The 15243-nt window shown below is 68.4% G+C and carries 13 protein-coding genes; 9 read left to right on the forward strand and 4 right to left on the reverse strand.

Features of this window, described 5'->3' with window-relative positions; all coding sequences use genetic code 11:
• The first annotated feature begins 30 nt into the window (after positions 1–30).
• From dxs to QF036_RS10005, 9 genes are all read left to right on the forward strand, one after another.
• Positions 31–2004 (forward strand): 1-deoxy-D-xylulose-5-phosphate synthase, encoded by a 1974-nt coding sequence (gene dxs / locus QF036_RS09965; protein ID WP_307101398.1) that lies wholly within the window; start codon positions 31–33, stop codon positions 2002–2004.
• On the forward strand, positions 2001–2546 hold the full coding sequence (locus tag QF036_RS09970; protein ID WP_307101401.1) for a DUF402 domain-containing protein: 546 nt from the start codon (positions 2001–2003) through the stop codon (positions 2544–2546). The genes dxs and QF036_RS09970 overlap by 4 nt, the downstream gene beginning before the upstream one ends.
• Positions 2543–3103, forward strand: coding sequence for a hypothetical protein (locus QF036_RS09975; protein ID WP_307101404.1), 561 nt, complete (start codon positions 2543–2545; stop codon positions 3101–3103). The genes QF036_RS09970 and QF036_RS09975 overlap by 4 nt, the downstream gene beginning before the upstream one ends.
• 40 nt (positions 3104–3143) lie before the next feature.
• Positions 3144–3362 carry a hypothetical protein gene (locus tag QF036_RS09980; RefSeq protein ID WP_307101406.1) on the forward strand — a complete coding sequence of 73 codons (219 nt, stop codon included), beginning with the start codon at positions 3144–3146 and terminating at the stop codon, positions 3360–3362.
• A 104-nt stretch (positions 3363–3466) separates the two neighbouring features.
• On the forward strand, positions 3467–4444 hold the full coding sequence (locus tag QF036_RS09985) for an aldo/keto reductase (protein WP_307101408.1): 978 nt from the start codon (positions 3467–3469) through the stop codon (positions 4442–4444).
• The gene (locus tag QF036_RS09990) at positions 4444–5475 is read left to right on the forward strand and encodes a nucleoside hydrolase (RefSeq protein ID WP_307101410.1); all 1032 of its coding nucleotides are present in this window, start codon (positions 4444–4446) and stop codon (positions 5473–5475) included. The genes QF036_RS09985 and QF036_RS09990 overlap by 1 nt, the downstream gene beginning before the upstream one ends.
• A gap of 124 nt (positions 5476–5599) precedes the next feature.
• The gene (locus QF036_RS09995; protein ID WP_307101412.1) at positions 5600–6421 is read left to right on the forward strand and encodes an ECF transporter S component; all 822 of its coding nucleotides are present in this window, start codon (positions 5600–5602) and stop codon (positions 6419–6421) included.
• Positions 6422–6440: 19 nt separating this feature from the next.
• Complete coding sequence (locus QF036_RS10000; protein ID WP_307101414.1) at positions 6441–7229, forward strand: energy-coupling factor transporter transmembrane component T family protein; 789 nt, start codon at positions 6441–6443, stop codon at positions 7227–7229.
• Complete coding sequence (locus QF036_RS10005) at positions 7226–8797, forward strand: ABC transporter ATP-binding protein (protein WP_307101416.1); 1572 nt, start codon at positions 7226–7228, stop codon at positions 8795–8797. The genes QF036_RS10000 and QF036_RS10005 overlap by 4 nt, the downstream gene beginning before the upstream one ends.
• 58 nt (positions 8798–8855) lie before the next feature.
• Here QF036_RS10005 and QF036_RS10010 read toward each other — a convergent pair whose 3' ends face one another.
• The 4 genes from QF036_RS10010 to efeO all read right to left on the reverse strand — a co-directional run bounded on the left by QF036_RS10010 (position 8856) and on the right by efeO (position 15213).
• Positions 8856–11009 carry a 3-hydroxyacyl-CoA dehydrogenase NAD-binding domain-containing protein gene (locus tag QF036_RS10010; protein WP_307101418.1) on the reverse strand — a complete coding sequence of 718 codons (2154 nt, stop codon included), beginning with the start codon at positions 11007–11009 and terminating at the stop codon, positions 8856–8858.
• Positions 11010–11148: 139 nt separating this feature from the next.
• A complete protein-coding gene (locus QF036_RS10015; RefSeq protein ID WP_307101420.1) occupies positions 11149–12480 on the reverse strand; it encodes an HRDC domain-containing protein in 1332 nt (443 codons plus the stop codon).
• Positions 12481–12652: 172 nt separating this feature from the next.
• On the reverse strand, positions 12653–14020 hold the full coding sequence (gene efeB, locus QF036_RS10020; protein WP_307101422.1) for an iron uptake transporter deferrochelatase/peroxidase subunit: 1368 nt from the start codon (positions 14018–14020) through the stop codon (positions 12653–12655).
• On the reverse strand, positions 14017–15213 hold the full coding sequence (efeO, locus tag QF036_RS10025) for an iron uptake system protein EfeO (protein WP_307101424.1): 1197 nt from the start codon (positions 15211–15213) through the stop codon (positions 14017–14019). Before efeO ends, efeB begins: the two co-directional genes overlap by 4 nt.
• Between the last annotated feature and the right edge of the window lie 30 nt (positions 15214–15243).

A 15243-nucleotide genomic window follows, 5' to 3' on the forward strand; every position in this document is an offset into this window, starting at 1 on the left:
AGGCATGTCTACCAGCCGAAGGAGGGGCCGTTGGGAATCTTGGAGACCATCCGGAATCCGCAGGACCTGAGCAAGTTGTCCGCGGCGCAGCTGGACCAGCTGGCCGCCGAGATCAGGGAATTCCTGATCGGCAACGTCTCCCAGACGGGAGGGCACCTGGGTCCCAACCTCGGCGTCGTCGAACTGACCATGGCGGTGCACCGGATCTTCGATTCGCCCCGCGACAGCATCGTTTTCGACACCGGCCACCAGTCGTACGTGCACAAGCTCCTCACCGGACGGCACGATTTCAGCACCCTCCGCCAGCAGGGCGGCCTGTCCGGCTACCCGGACCGCGCGGAATCGGAGCACGACATCGTCGAAAGCTCCCACGCCTCATCCTCACTGTCCTGGGCCGACGGCATTTCCCGCGCCCGCCAGCTGACCGGTGACGGCGACCGGTACGTCGTCGCCGTCGTCGGGGACGGTGCCCTCACCGGCGGCATGGCCTGGGAAGCCATCAACAACATCGCGGCGGACAAGAAACGCCGCGTCGTGATTGTCGTGAACGACAACGGCCGCTCCTACGCACCCACCGTCGGCGGCTTTGCCGACTACCTGGCGTCGCTGCGCCCCACCATCGACTCCCTCCGCGCCGCCCCGGCCTACGAGCGTGCCCTGGACTGGTGGAAGAAAAAACTTCAGAACGGCGGCCCCGCCGGCCAGTTCACCTACAAGAGCCTGCACGCCATGAAGAAGGGCATCAAGGACTGGTGGGCCCCGCAGGGCATGTTCGAGGACCTCGGCATGAAGTACATCGGCCCGGTGGACGGCCACAACCTCCAGGCCATGGAACACGCCCTCTCCACAGCCAGGAACTTCGCCGGCCCGGTCATCGTGCACGCCATGACGGAGAAGGGCCACGGGTACGCCCCTGCCCGCGCGCACGAAGCGGACCAGTTCCACGCCGTCGGGATCATTGACCCCGAAACGGGCGAGCCCGCGGAAGCCGGCGGCGCCAAGTCCTGGACCTCGGTGTTCGCTGATGAAATCGCCGCCATCGCCGATGAGCGCAAGGACATTGTCGGCATCACCGGCGCCATGCTCATCCCCGTCGGGCTGCACAAGTTCGCTGCACGCTACCCGGAGCGCGTGTTCGACGTCGGCATCGCCGAACAGCACGCCCTCACCTCCGCTGCGGGCATGGCTTTCGGCGGGCTGCACCCTGTTGTCGCCGTCTACGCCACCTTCCTCAACCGCGCCTTCGACCAGCTGCTGATGGACGTCGCCCTGCACAAGGCCGGCGTGACAGTTGTCCTGGACCGCGCCGGCGTCACCGGTCCGGACGGTGCCAGCCACCACGGGATGTGGGACATGGCCATGGTCCAGATCGTTCCCGGGCTGCACCTGGCCGCGCCACGTGACGCCACAAGGCTGCGCGAGGAGCTCCGCGAGGCGGTCGCCATTGGGGACGCCCCCACTGTCATCCGCTATTCCAAGGGCACCGTCGGCGCCGAGGTCGAGGCCATCGAGCAGCTGTCCGACGGCGTGGACGTGCTGTCCCGCCGCCCGGCCGGGTCCACCGAGAACGATGTCCTGATCGTCAGCGTGGGCGCCATGTCCGAGCTGGCCCTGAACGTCGCCAACCGGCTGGGCGCCCAGGGCATCAGCACCACCGTCGTGGACCCGCGCTGGGTCCTCCCGGTCAGGAAGTCGATCATCGCCCTGGCCGCCAGGCACCGCCTCGTCATCTGCATCGAGGACGGCGTCCGCGCAGGGGGAGTCGGGTCCAGGATCCGCCAGGAGATGCGCGCCGCCGGCGTGGATACCGCCTTGAACGAGGTGGGCCTGCCGGTCGAATTCCTGGACCACGGCACCCGGAGCCAGGTGCTGGAGCGGGTGGGCCTTACCGCCCAGCAGATCACCCACGACGTCGTCGCCCAGGTTCTCGGGACCAAGGTTCCGTTCGCCCGTCCGCTGCCCGGACAGGAACACCCCACCACCGGAAGCCTGCCCAAACTGTGAGGGAGCCCGCTTCCCTTCAGCCAGGCGAACTGGTGGTGTCCCGGAACCGCAAATGGGACGGCTCGGCACACTGGGTGGTTCCCGGCAGGTACCTCGGCGAGGACCGGCACGGCTGGTGGATTTTCCAGCCGGCCAATGAGTTCTGCTCGCGCCCCGGCGCCGCCTTCTACACGGCATCCGATGCCGTGCTCCTGGTCCCGCGGACCGGGGAGTTCGTGGTCACCTTCTACGACGACACCTACCCGGGCGACTTCCGCGTCTACGTCGACCTGGCCACCGGCCACGAGTGGCGCAGGATCAAGCCGGACGTGACGGAATTCCATGTCATCGACATGGACCTCGACGTGATCCGCTCCGTGCAGCGCGGTGTGTTCGTCGACGACGAGGACGAGTTCGCCGCACACCGGCTCCGCATGGAGTACCCTGAGACGCTGGTGCGCGCCATGCAGGCTGAGTGCGACGCCCTGTTCCTTGCCGTCAAGGGACAGGATGCCCCCTTCGACGGCACCGACACCATTTGGATTACGAGAGGACGGGCATGAGCGGAATTATCCGGGTCTACAAGCGCGACGACGAAGGGACCCTGCTGTTCCGGGAAGCCTGGTATGACGAGGACTACAGCCAGTTCGTCATGAACCACGGCGCCGTGGGGCACCAGAGCAAGACCCAGGAAACGGACGTGCCGGACGCCGAGGCCGCCGAACGCCTGATGGACGCCTTCGAGATGGCCTGCACCGAGGACGGCTACGCCGAGATTCCGGATGAGGAGCAGTACTGGGTGGTGGCCCAGTACGCACTGAAGACCAGGGAAGGCACCAGCCGCGACCGCTACCTGGAGGAAAAGGCGAAGGATGCACTTTCCGGCCACCTGGCCTGGCGCGGCCTGGGCATTGTGGACCGCTCGGAATTCAGCGACGCCAAGCTCAACATCTTCTGCCTCTGCCCGGACGTGAACAAGGCCGTGAACGCGATCAAGGTCTGCATCCGCGGCGAGGACCTGGACTTCACCAAGCTGAGCATTGGAGCCGCCCCTTTCGGCGACCTCTCGGCCCTCAAGCTCAAGCATTCACCCAAGCAGGTGACCAGCTTCACCCTCTAAGGCAGTTCCAGCAGTCACAGCACCAGGAAGGCAGAACGTCATGACGAAGAAGTCAGCCCAGCCGGGACGCACGCCGCTTCCGCGGGGCCTCGCCTCGCCCGACCGCAGAATCCTCGCCCACTCCGGCGTGGAGTCCCTTGAACAGCTGGCACAGTTCGGCCGGCGCCAGCTGGCCGCGCTGCCGGGCATCTGTCCGCGGACCCTGGCCCAGCTCCAGGATGCGCTGGAGGAGCACGGCCTGGACTTCGCCTCCGCCTGAGCCCGCCCTCGAAGCGACGGTTCCGCCAAGCGACGGTTCCCCGAAGAGACGGCCTGAAAGGCCGGCCGCGAAAGCTGCCGCCGGCGCCGTTATAGGGTGATTCCATGACTGAATACCGCCGTCTTGGAAAATCCGGACTGACCGTCTCCGTCGTGGGCCTCGGCTGCAACAACCTGGGCCGGGCAAACACGGTGACCGAATCGCAGGAGGGCACGGACGCCGTCGTGCATGCCGCCCTCGACGCCGGGGTGACGCTCTTCGACGTCGCCGACACCTACGGCCGGGAACCGGGACTCAGCGAAACGATGCTCGGCAAGGCTCTGGGGGCCAGGCGCGGCGACGTTGTGGTGGCCACCAAGTTCGGCATGGATATGCGCGGAGCCAACGGCGAGGACTTCGGCGCCCGCGGTTCGCGGCGTTACATCATCCGCGCCGCGGAGGCCTCGCTGCGGCGGCTCGGAACCGACTACATCGACCTGTACCAGTTCCACACGCCCGACCCCCTGACGCCGATCGAGGAGACCCTCGACGCGCTGAACGACCTCGTCAGCGCTGGCAAGGTGCGCTACATCGGCCACTCGAACCGCGCCGGCTGGCAGATCGCGGAGGCCGAATACGTGGCGCGCGCCCGCGGCGGGGCCCGGTTTGTCTCCGCGCAGAACCACTACAACCTCCTGGACCGCCGCGCCGAGCAGGAGGTCACCCCGGCGGCCGAGGCGTACGGCCTGGGTGTACTGCCTTACTTCCCGCTGGCCAACGGCCTGCTCACCGGCAAGTACGCGCAGGACCAGGCACCGGAAGGATCACGCCTCAGCCACACGCGGACCAACCTGGTGCATGATGCCGACTGGCAGCAGCTGAAGGCGTTCAGCGCCTTCGCCGCCGCCCGCGACCTGACCGAAGTGCAGGTGGCCTTCTCCTGGCTGGCGGCGCAGCCCTCGGTCAGCAGCGTGATTGCCGGCGCCACCCGTCCGGAACAGGTCCGGCAGAACGCCGGGGCGGTGGCCTGGGTGCCGGACCGGGCCGAACTCGACGAACTGGATGCCATCTTCCCGCAGACCCCCAAGGTGGCCTTGTTCTGATGCCCTCCATCCTCATGGATGTTGACACCGGGATCGATGACGCCCTCGCGCTGGTGTACCTGCTGTCCCGGCCGGAAGTCCGGGTCGAGGCCATCACGTGCACGGCGGGCAATGTTGGCGCCCGCCAGGTGGCACTGAACAACCTCGCATTGCTGGAACTCTGCGGCCGGGCCGGGATTGAAGTTGCCGTGGGCGCGGAGGTGCCCCTGCAGATTCCGCTGGTCACCACGGAAGAAACCCACGGCCCGCAGGGGATCGGCTATGCCGAGCTCCCGCTGCCGAAGCAGGAGATTTCACCGCGGCACGCCGTGGACGTCTGGGTCGAAGCGGCCCGGGCACGCCCTGGTGAAATCACCGGGCTCATCACCGGGCCGCTGACGAACTTCGCCCTGGCCCTGCGGGCGGAACCTGACCTTCCCAAACTGCTCAAGGGACTGGTCATCATGGGCGGCTGCTTCAACTACCAGGGCAACACGACGCCGACGGCGGAGTGGAACGTTTCCGTGGACCCGCACGCGGCCGCGGAGGTCTTCGCCGCCTACAGCGGCCTTCCGGAAGAGAACCTTCCGGTGGTGTGCGCGCTCGAGACCACGGAACGCATCGAGCTGCGTCCCGAGCACCTGCAGCGGCTCGCGGAGGCTGCCGGAGCCGAACCCGAACTGGTGCTGCCCGAACAGCCGGAGGGGCAGCGCAGCCGCTCGGGCAACCCGCTGGTGGCGTGCCTTTCGGATGCCATCCGCTTCTACATGGAGTTCCACCGGCTGTACGACCAGGGCTTCATCGCACACATGCATGACGCCTTCGCCGCCGCTGCGGCCATCGGGCGCACGCCCTACGGCACCCGGCCGGCCACCGTGCACGTGGAAACGGAGGCGCCCCGCCTCGTCGGGACCACTGTCGCCGACTTCAGGGGCATCTGGAAGGAGCCGTCCAATGCACGGATCGTCACCTCGAATGACCCCGCGCAGTGCTTCGACGAACTGATCTCCTCGGTGGGCGCCCTGGCCGCCGCCGTGGGGAAACGGCCGTAGCACGCCGTGCCCGCGGGTCGGTAGGATGGTAGCCGCGCCAAGGTGACATAGGCGCCTGCTTCCGCGCACGTGGAAGATCACGCCACGGGTGCGGGACCCGCCGTTTTCAGCCTAAGGATCCACCATGTCACAGCCGTCCCTGACCCTTCCTCCCACGGACCGGAAAGCTGTCCGCCGCCGGAGGCTCCTCGAACTGTTCGGCGCCGCGGCCATCGCCGCCACGTTCGTCTTCCTGGTCCTCACCCAGCCTGCCGACATTGCGGGCGGGCTCGGCAGCGTTTCCTCCCTCGTCGCGCTCGGTGGCTTCCTCCTCGGCGCCCTGCTGCTGATCGTGGGCGTGCTCCCCACCCTGCCCACGTCCACCGTGGTGCTCATCCCCGTGGCCCTGGTCCTGAACATCGTGCTGGGACAGCTCATGGGCACCAGCGGACTGCCGTTCTACCTCGACTCCATCGGCACCGTACTCATCGCCGTGTTGGCTGGACCTGCGGCCGGGGCCGCCACCGGTGCCCTGAGCAGCATCGTGTGGTCGTTCTTCAACCCGACGGTCCTGCCCTTCGCAGCGGGCGCCGCGCTGATCGGCTTCCTGGCCGGCGTGGCGGCACGGTACGGGCTGTTCCGCCGTTTCTACCTGGCCCCGGTTGCCGGCTTCGTCACGGGCATCATCGCCGGCGTCGTGTCCGCACCGATTGCCGCTTTCGTCTTCGGCGGCACCTCAGGGGCGGGCACCGGCGCGATCGTCAGCGCCTTCCGGGCCATGGGCGACACCTTGCTGGCCGCCATCACCAAGCAGGCCCTGATCTCCGATCCCATGGACAAGGCCATCGTCTTCGCCATCGCGGCCATGCTGGTCTACGCCCTGCCGCGGCGCACCACGTTCCAGTTCCCGTTCGTCCGCCGCTTCCGCGTCCTGGCCGGCAGGGAGCCGGCCGCGCGGAATTCCTGACTCCGGGTCCGCCGGCCAGGTGTTCCCGCGCCTCAACCCGCTGACCACGCTGACGGCCGCCGTCACCGTCCTCGTTATTACGACGGCGGCCGCCAGTTGGGCGGTATCCCTCACCGTGGCAATCGGCGCAGTCCTGCTTGCCGTCGCCGCAGGCACCGTGCGGCGTGTCCTCGTGGCCTCGGCCGCCATCATTGTGCCGTTCTGGCTGTCGCTGCTGGTGATCCACGGCCTTTTCTTCCCGGAGGGGCGCAGCGTCCTGGCCAGCTGGGGCCCCGCCCGTGTCACTGCCGAGGGGTTGTCCTTCGCCCTGGAGATGGGTCTCCGCACCGCCGCCTTCGTCCTGGTGCTGATGGTGTTTTCCTTCAGTGTCAGGGTCCCGGAGCTGGTTGCCGCCCTGACTGCCCGCCGTGTCCCGCCGCAGGTCGGATACGTCCTGGCGTCCACGCTGCTGCTTGCCCCGCTGGTCGCCGCGCGGCTGGAGAAGGTCCGCCAGGCGCAGGAGTCGCGCGGGCTTGTGGTGGGCCCGGGGATTGGTAGCCGGGCTGCGGCCATCCGGCTGCAGATGGTCCCGCTGGTGCTGGGCCTGGTTCACGACGCCGGCATCAGGGCACAGGCCCTGGACGCCAGGGGGTTCAGGAGCGCCGGTCCGCGGACCAGCTACACGGAGGTCCGCGATTCAGCCGTGCAAGTTGCCTTCCGCATCGTGGCTATAGTGCTTGCGCTGGCGGCCGTGGGCTGGCGCATCGTCGAGTCGCTTTCGGCCGGGTCACTGGCTGCATTGTCCCTTTCAGGGGGTGGCCCCGGATGATCGCGGACAGGACTGCCGCAACCACGCTGCTGGCCTCCATTGGCTCATTTTCGTACCACGGCGATGCCAGCCCCGCGCTGCTTGGCGTGGAGATGGCGGCCGCGCCAGGCACCCTGACGGCCGTGCTTGGCGGATCCGGCAGCGGAAAATCCACCCTGGGACGGCTCCTGGCTGCCTGGCTCCTTGGCGGTCGGGACGGAACGCTGACCGGGAGCCTGCAGCTGGACGTGGCCGGGGATCCCGTCAGCAGCCGTCCGCTCTCCTTTACCGGAGCGCCGGATGACCCGCGGATCGATCCCGGGGCGTGGGCACGGCACGTCGGCTACGTGCCGCAGGACGCAGCGTCCATGCTGTCGGCGGTTCGCGGAACCGTGGAGGAGGAGCTCGCCTTCAGCCTGGAAAACCGCGGAGTTCCGCGCGCAGAGATGGAGCGCACCGTCGCCGGCATCGCCCGCGGGACGGGACTCGGGGGGCTCCTGCACCGGGATCCCGCAACTCTGTCCGGCGGCGAGCTGCGGCGCCTGGCTGTCGGCTGCGCCGTGGTGGACGGTCCTGGCATCCTGGTCCTCGACGAGCCGCTCGAGTCCCTGGACCAGGCCGGGATCCGGACCGTGATGGAGCTGGTCCATGCCGAGCTGGCCCTGGGTACCGCCATTGTGGTGCTCAGCCAGCACGCCGACGTGCTGACCCGCGCCGCGGAGCGCTGGCTGGTACTGAAGGACGGGGAGGTGACGGCGGCGGGGCCGCCGGGCCGGATCCTGCAGGGTGAGGCGCTGGCCGAGTCCGGCGTCGTCGTCTCGAACCGGGAACCGGAGCCGGACGCGGAGTCCGGGCCGACGCCTGCGCCGCCTGCGGTGTTGTCGTGTCCCGTGGTGGCGGCTGCTGCCGAGACCCCTGCGGCTTTGGAGCTGGCGAATGTCGCCTTCGGGTTCGGGGGACAGCCCGGCAGCGTGCCGTTGGAGGACTACATGCTCCTGGAGGATGTGGACATGCAGGTGATGCCCGGGGAAGTCGTGGCCGTGACCGGGCCCAACGGCGCCGGCAAGTCCACACTGCTCCGGCTCCTCAACGGCCTGTACCGGCCGCTTCGCGGTGATGTCCGGGTGGCCGGCGAGTCCATTGCCGGGGTTCCTACGGGTCTGGTGGCCCGCCGGCTGGGGCTCCTGTTCCAGCACCCTCATGACCAGCTGTTCGAGCGGACTGCGCTGCGGGAGGTGCTGTTTGGGCTGGACCGCCTTTTCGCTGCCGGGGCGCCGGAACGGGCAAGGGCAGCCCTCGCCGCTGTCGGCCTTGAAGCCAGCGAAAACGCCCACCCCCATGAGCTGCCGGCCTCAGGCCAGCGGCTACTGGCCCTTGCCACAGTCCTGGCGCGCGACCCGTCGGCGCTCGCGCTTGATGAACCCACCGTGGCCCTCGACGCCCATGGCCTGGAGCGGCTCACGGCCGCCGTCTCAGCGGCAGCCGGGCGCGGCGCCGCCGTCGTGATGGTGACGCACGACCTTGGGTTCGCGAGGGCCCACGCACACCGGCTGCTCAGGCTCGACGGCGGCCGGCTCCGGCCGCACTAAGCGCGAACGTACACTTGAGGCCCCTGTTGCCGGGGCCCAAGTGTCCGTTCGAGCTGCATTAGGAGCGGGATGCCACGCCCGGGGGCAGGAACCGCCTGCCGTTGACGCGCTCCGAGGCCCCCACCCTGTCGAGGTACGGGGTGATCCCGCCCAGGAACATCGGCCAGCCGGCACCCAGGATCATGCACAGGTCGATGTCCTGGGGCGCTGCCACCACGCCCTCTTCGAGCATCAGCCCGATCTCCTCGGCCAAGGCGTCCTGGGTCCGGCGCAGCACTTCCTCTGCGGTTGACGGTGTGCTGCCAAAGGACATCAGGGCCGCGGTGGCCGCGGGTATCTCCTGCGTACCGTCCGGCGTCGCGGACCACAGGGACCTGACGTTGTTGTCGACCAGTTTCTGCAGGTTCTGCGAGAGCGGGAACCGGTCGCCGAAGACCGCATGCAGGGATTCCTGCACATGCTGGGCCACCGGCAGTCCCACCATGGCGAGGAGTGTGAACGGCGTCATGGGAAGTCCCATGGGGCGCAGCGCGGCATCCGCAACCTTGGCGGGCGTGCCCTCGTCGAAGGCGGCAGTGACTTCGCCCATGAGCCGCAGCAGGATCCGGTTCACCACGAACGCCGGGGCGTCTTTGACCAGCACGGCCGTCTTTTTCAGGCCCCGGGCGAGTTCGAAAGCCGTGGCGAGCACGGCGTCGTCGGTCTTCGGTGCCCGGACGATTTCCAGCAGCGGCATGACGGCTACGGGATTGAAGAAATGGAAGCCCACCAGGCGCCCGGGGTGCTGCAGGCCCGCGGCCATGGCCGTCACGGACAGCGAGGAGGTGTTGGTGGCGAGGATGCACTCCGGCGAGACGACGGCTTCAAGCTCGGCGAACACCTGCTTCTTGACGCTCAGTTCCTCGAACACCGCCTCGATGACGAAGTCGGCGTCTGCGAACGGCTCCTTGGAAACTGACCCTGTTACGAGCGCCTTGGCCTTCGTGGCAACGTCGGTGGCCAGCCGGCCCTTCGCCACCAGCTTGTCCACCTCGTTGTGGACATAGCCGACTCCCTTGTCCACCCGCTCCTGGTCGATGTCGGTCAGGACCACGGGAACCCCGAGCTGGCGCGCGAACAGCAGGGCGAGCTGGCTGGCCATCAGGCCGGCGCCCACCACGCCGATCTTCGTGACGGGCCGGGCGAGCTCGCGGCCGGGGGCGCCGGCGGGCCGCTTGGCCCGTTTCTGCACGAGATCAAGGAAGGCATAGACGGTGGCACGGAACTCGTCGGTCTGCATGAGGCCTGCCAGCGTCTCGCATTCGAGTGCGGCAGACTCGGCCTGGGTCAGGGTGCGGTTCGCTGCCATGATGTTCAGCACCTCGGCCGGCGCGGGGGAGGCATTGGACGTCTTCGTTTCGACGTAGGCACGGCCCGCAGCCACGGCGTCCGCCCAGCGCGCGGCAACGGCCGGGTCGGCAGGATCGACGGCGGCGGGCCGTTCCGGTGCTGCGCCCGAAATAATGCCAGCGGCCCAGGCAACGGACTGCTCAAGGAAATTCTCCGGTGCGAACAGCGCATCCGCGATGCCGAGTTTGAAGGCTTCCGGGCCGGACAGTGTCCGGTTGTTGTTCAGCGGGTTCTCGATCATCACCTTCACCGCATTCTCCGGCCCGATCAGCCGCGGCAGCAGGTAAACGCCGCCCCATCCGGGCACCAGCCCCAGGAAGGCCTCGGGAAGTGCCAGCGCCCCGGCGCCGGTGGACACCGTGCGGTAGGTGGACTGCAGGGCGATCTCCAGTCCGCCGCCAAGGGCCACGCCGTTGATGAAGGCGAAGCTGGGAACGGCCAGGTTGGCTAGCGTGGCGTAGACCTCATGCCCGAGCTGCGCCATCCAGAGGCCGTGCTCCCGCTCCTGCAGGGAGGTGACCGCGGAGAGGTCGGCACCGGCTACAAAGCAGTCCGGCTTGCCCGTCACGCCCACCGCCGCAATCTCGCCTGCGGCCGCCCGCTCGCGCAAGCCTTCGAGGACGGATCCCAGTTCAACAAGGGTATTGGGGCCAAGCGTGGTCGGCTTGGAAGGGCCAAGACCGTTGTCCAAGGTAATCAGGGCAAGGATGCCCGGGCTGGCCTGGCCGTCGGCTGCCGGGAGTTGAATGTCCTGCACGGAGGAATGGGTGACCATCTCATCAGGGAAGAGATCGGCAAGCTTGCGGAAATCTGCGGCGCTCATTCTGTGGCTCCTCATTGAGACGGGCATGCGGTCCGTACCGGGACGGCGGGACCGGCCGGGACCGGGCATCGGCGAACCCCACGTTACTCGTGAGTAACATGTGCTGCAACCGTCGCGGTGCCTGCCTCTGGCGCCAAGCCTACGCGGGGGTTTCCTTTGTCTCCCTGGCTTCCTTGGGCGGAAGCGGCTGGGGGTTGAGGAATGCCGAGGTGATCAGCGGCGCTACCAGCCCTACCTGCCATGGCCGGGCACCCAGCTCGCGCAGTTCGCCGGCGATGGCGGCTTCGCTGACGTCCGCCGGTGGCCGCCACGCGACGCGGCGGAGGTAGTCCGGGGTCAGCAGGTTTTCGAGCGGCAGCTTGAGCTCGTCCGCCTTTTCCTGCAGCAGCGGCCTGGCGGTCTGCAGCCGTTCGGCCGCGGCAAGGTCGCGGTCCGCCCAGACCCGCGGCGGCGGCGGGGCGTTCGTGGGCAAGTGGAGCGGCGGAAGGTCTTCGAGTGTCCGGGCCGCTGCGATGCACCGCAGCCAGCGCGGGGCCTCCCGCTGGGCTGCCCTGCCGTGGAACCCCTTGGTGCCGAGCAGTTGCGGTACGGTCGTGGGCATCGCCTTCGCGGCGGCGACGAGGGCAGAGTCGGGAATGAGCCGGCCGGGGGCGACGTCGCGCTTCTGGGCCAGGGTATCGCGTTCCAGCCACAGCTCCCGCACCGCGGCCAGCTGGCGGCGGTCCCTGATCTGGTGGAGCCCGGACGTCTTGCGCCAGGGGTCCACTCTGGGCGCTGCGAGCCCTGCGGACAGGATCGCTGCGAACTCCTGCTCGGCGTATTCGAGTTTTCCGTCGGCTTCGAGCAGTTCGATGAGCTCCTCGCGCAGTTCCGTCAGAACTTCGACGTCGAGCGCTGCGTACCGGAGCCAGGGTTCCGGCAGGGGGCGGGTGGACCAGTCAGCCGCCGAGTGCTCCTTGGCGAGGCCGAAGCCGAGGAGCTGCTCGATCACGGCTGCAAGGCCGACGCGGGGAAGGCCTGCCAGGCGGGCTGCCAGTTCGGTGTCGAAAAGTTTGTCCGGCCACATGCCCAGTTCCGACAGGCAGGGCAGGTCCTGGCTGGCGGCGTGCAGGATCCATTCGACGCCGCGCAGGGCGTCGTTGATGATCCGCAGGTCCCCGAACGGCTCGGGGTCGATCAGCCAGGTTCCCGAACCTTCCCGACGGATCTGGACGAGGAAGGCGCGCTGCCCGTAGCGGAAGCCCGAGGCGCGCTCCGCGTCAACGCCGGCCGGGCCCGTGCCGGCGGCGATCGCGGCAGCGCAACGTTCCAGCCCGGACTGGGTTTCGATGACCAGAGGCACGCCGTCGCGGGGGGAATCGAGATCGATGACAACGGGGACCCGGCTGTCAAAGCCTTCCACCGTTATGTGGGGTGTGGTTTCATCAGCCGGAGCGCCGGCTGTGGTGTTATCCGGAATTTGAGGGGTCATGATGACCCTAGTTTACCGGCAGCAGGCGCAAGGACGGTCCGGGGACGGCACGCGCCGCCGTCGGAACCGACGGCGGCGCGGTGCTCATGGCACTCTGCATGGACGAAACTGTTTCCGGACAACCACAGCCCGGCAAACACAGTCCAGGCGACACAGCCCGGGCAAACACAGCTCAGGTGAAGAGGCCTTCCCCGATGAAGCCGCCCTGCTTGACGCCCGGCGGCACGGCGAAGAGGCCGGACCCTGTGTGCTTGAGGTACTCCAGGGCGAGGACGTCCTCCTTGGCCATGGTCATCTGCATCGGCACGTAGTGCGTCCGCGGGTCCTTGACGAAGGCAATGAAGAACAGCCCGGCGTCGAGGTGGCCCAGCCCGTCCGAACCATCGGTGTAGTTGTAGCCGCGGCGGAGCATCCGCACGCCGTCGTTCTGGTCCGCGTGGGCCAGCCGCACGTGCGCGTCCATGGCAATGAGCGGCTCGCCGTCGTTGCCCTTGATAGAGAAGTCAGGGGCGGTGAACTCCTTGCCGCCGGACAGCGGTGCGCCTTCTCCCTTGGTCCGGCCTATCAGGCCTTCCTGTTCGCGGAGCGAGGTGCGGTCCCAGATCTCGATGTGCATCCGGATGCGGCGCGACACCAGGTAGCTCCCGCCCTCCATCCAGGCTTCGCCTGCACGGGATCCGGCGCCGGCCCACACGTGCTCGTCGAGCAGGGCGGTGTCCTCGGCCTTGAGGTTGTTGGTCCCGTCCTTGAAGCCGAAGAGGTTGCGTGCGGTCGTCTGCGCGCGCGACGTCGACGACGTGCGGCCGAAGCCCAGCTGGGACCAGCGGACGCGGGCCTTGCCGAAGCCGATGCGGGCCAGGTTTCGGATGGCGTGCACCGCCACCTGGGGATCGTCGGCGCACGCCTGCACCACGATGTCGCCGCCGGTGCGGGCCGGCTCCAGCGCGTCGCCGGGGAAGTGCGGCAGATCGATCAGGGCATCGGGCCGCTTTCCGTCGAGGCCAAAGCGGGCCTTGCCGTCCTTTTCGAACAGGGAGGCACCAAAGCCAAACGTGATGGTGAGCCGGCCGGCCTCGAGGTCCAGCGCCTCGCCGGTGTCCTCCGGCGGGGCGTCGTACGGGCCGTCGACGGCGCCGGTGCTCCCGGTGGTCCGGCCGGCGGTCATGGCCTCTGCGGCGGCGGTCCAGTCCTTAAGGAGTTCGATGAGCGCCGTGCGGTTTTCGGTGGTGACGTCGAAGGCTGCCATGTGGAGGCGGTCCTGAGCAGCGGTGGTGATCCCCGCCTGCCGGTCACCGAAAAAGGGGATGACGGAATCGTTGGCAGCCGGGGGCGCTGCGGCGGCCGCCAGGGCGTCGTGGCCGAGCAGGCCGGCGGCGATTCCCGCCACCGCTCCCGCGCCGCCCACGCCGGCCAGTCCCAGAAGTCCTCGCCGGGACAGCCTGCGGTTAGCGCCGTCGGACGTCTCCGCCGGCGCTGCGGAAGCGTCGGAGTGCGTGCCGGCAGGCGTCTGCTGGTCGCCGCCGAAGGGGCAGCCGCTCACAGAACTACAGCCGCGGTGAGCTTGGACAGCGGCTCACCGAGGGAATCGACCAGGGCGCTGAGCTGCTGGACCTCGTCCTTGCTCAGCTCGTTGTAGTAGGCAAAGCCGTCGCCCTTGGCGTGCTTCTTCAGTTCAGCCTGGAGGGCGCTGAATTTGGCGTCGAGGTCAGTGGCCAGCGCGGCGTCCTTCTGCTGCAGGGCGGGCTTGAGGTTCTCAAACGCAATCCGGGCGCCGTCCACGTTGGCCTGGAAATCCCAGAGATCGGTGTGCGACCAGATTTCCTCCTCGCCGGTGACCTTGCCGCGGGCCACTTCATCCAGGAGTTCCTTGGCGCCGTTGCCCAGCTTGTCCGCGCTGAGCTCTACGGTACGGGTGCGGGTGCTGAGTTCCTCCGTGTCGGCCACCAGCTGCTTGGCGATTGCCGAGCGCTCAGCGGCGGTCAGCGCCTTGTATCCGGCTGGCGGGAAGAGGTCTTTCTCGGCCCGGTGCCAGCCGGTCCACTTCTGTCCCGGTTCAAGGTCCGCCTCACGGGCATCGAGCTTGGGATCGAGATCCCCGAAGGATTCGGCCACGGGCTCGATCCGTTCCCAGTGCATGCGGGTGGCGGCATAGAGGCTCTTGGCCTTGGCTGCGTCACCGGCGGCGTAGGCTGCGGCGAATTCCTTGGTTCCGGCCACCAGCTGTTCGGTTTGGTCCTTGACGTAGGCCGTGTACTGGGTGACGCCGGTGTCCACGAGCTTCTGGAGGTCGGCGTCAACGGTGGCCTGCTTGCCCGAGTCCTTGACGGTGAAGTCCGCGCGGATGCCGTCACCCTTCATCCCCGGCTTGCAGGCAGTGATGTATTTGCCTGCCGGCGCGGTGAGCACCAGGTTGCGGGTGATTCCCGGGCCGATGTTCTCCACTTCGGCGACGATCCGCAGGCCGTCTTCGGCGAGCACGTAGAACTCGGTGACTTCGGTGCCGTCGTTCTTCACGGCAAAGGTCAGGTTCCCGCTCGGGGCCTCCGTGGCGGAGACCTTGCACTCGGCAGCGGTGCTGGTCACCTGGATGGGCCCGTCGGTGGTGCCGGATGCGTTGGCGTTGGCGTTGTCGGTGCAGGATGCGAGTGCCAGCGGGAGGACTGCGGTGGCTGCCACGACGGCGAGGCGGGCACCGGCAGTCCGGCGGATTTTGGGCGAGGTCAGGCCTGGCATGGGGATTCCTTGGGGGTGTTGGGGATGCGG

Origin of the sequence: Arthrobacter globiformis (assembly GCF_030817195.1) — a bacterium.
Classification (GTDB): domain Bacteria; phylum Actinomycetota; class Actinomycetes; order Actinomycetales; family Micrococcaceae; genus Arthrobacter; species Arthrobacter globiformis_D.

What these genes read in the sequence shown, in the direction of transcription:
- QF036_RS09975 (WP_307101404.1), top strand. Translation starts at nt 2,543, where the DNA reads ATGAGCGGAATTATCCGGGTCTACAAGCGCGACGACGAAGGGACCCTG.
- QF036_RS09980 (WP_307101406.1), top strand. Translation starts at nt 3,144, where the DNA reads ATGACGAAGAAGTCAGCCCAGCCGGGACGCACGCCGCTTCCGCGGGGC.
- QF036_RS09985 (WP_307101408.1), top strand. Translation starts at nt 3,467, where the DNA reads ATGACTGAATACCGCCGTCTTGGAAAATCCGGACTGACCGTCTCCGTC.
- QF036_RS09990 (WP_307101410.1), top strand. Translation starts at nt 4,444, where the DNA reads ATGCCCTCCATCCTCATGGATGTTGACACCGGGATCGATGACGCCCTC.
- QF036_RS09995 (WP_307101412.1), top strand. Translation starts at nt 5,600, where the DNA reads ATGTCACAGCCGTCCCTGACCCTTCCTCCCACGGACCGGAAAGCTGTC.
- QF036_RS10005 (WP_307101416.1), top strand. Translation starts at nt 7,226, where the DNA reads ATGATCGCGGACAGGACTGCCGCAACCACGCTGCTGGCCTCCATTGGC.
- QF036_RS10010 (WP_307101418.1), bottom strand. Translation starts at nt 11,009, where the DNA reads ATGAGCGCCGCAGATTTCCGCAAGCTTGCCGATCTCTTCCCTGATGAG.
- QF036_RS10015 (WP_307101420.1), bottom strand. Translation starts at nt 12,480, where the DNA reads ATGACCCCTCAAATTCCGGATAACACCACAGCCGGCGCTCCGGCTGAT.
- efeO (WP_307101424.1), bottom strand. Translation starts at nt 15,213, where the DNA reads ATGCCAGGCCTGACCTCGCCCAAAATCCGCCGGACTGCCGGTGCCCGC.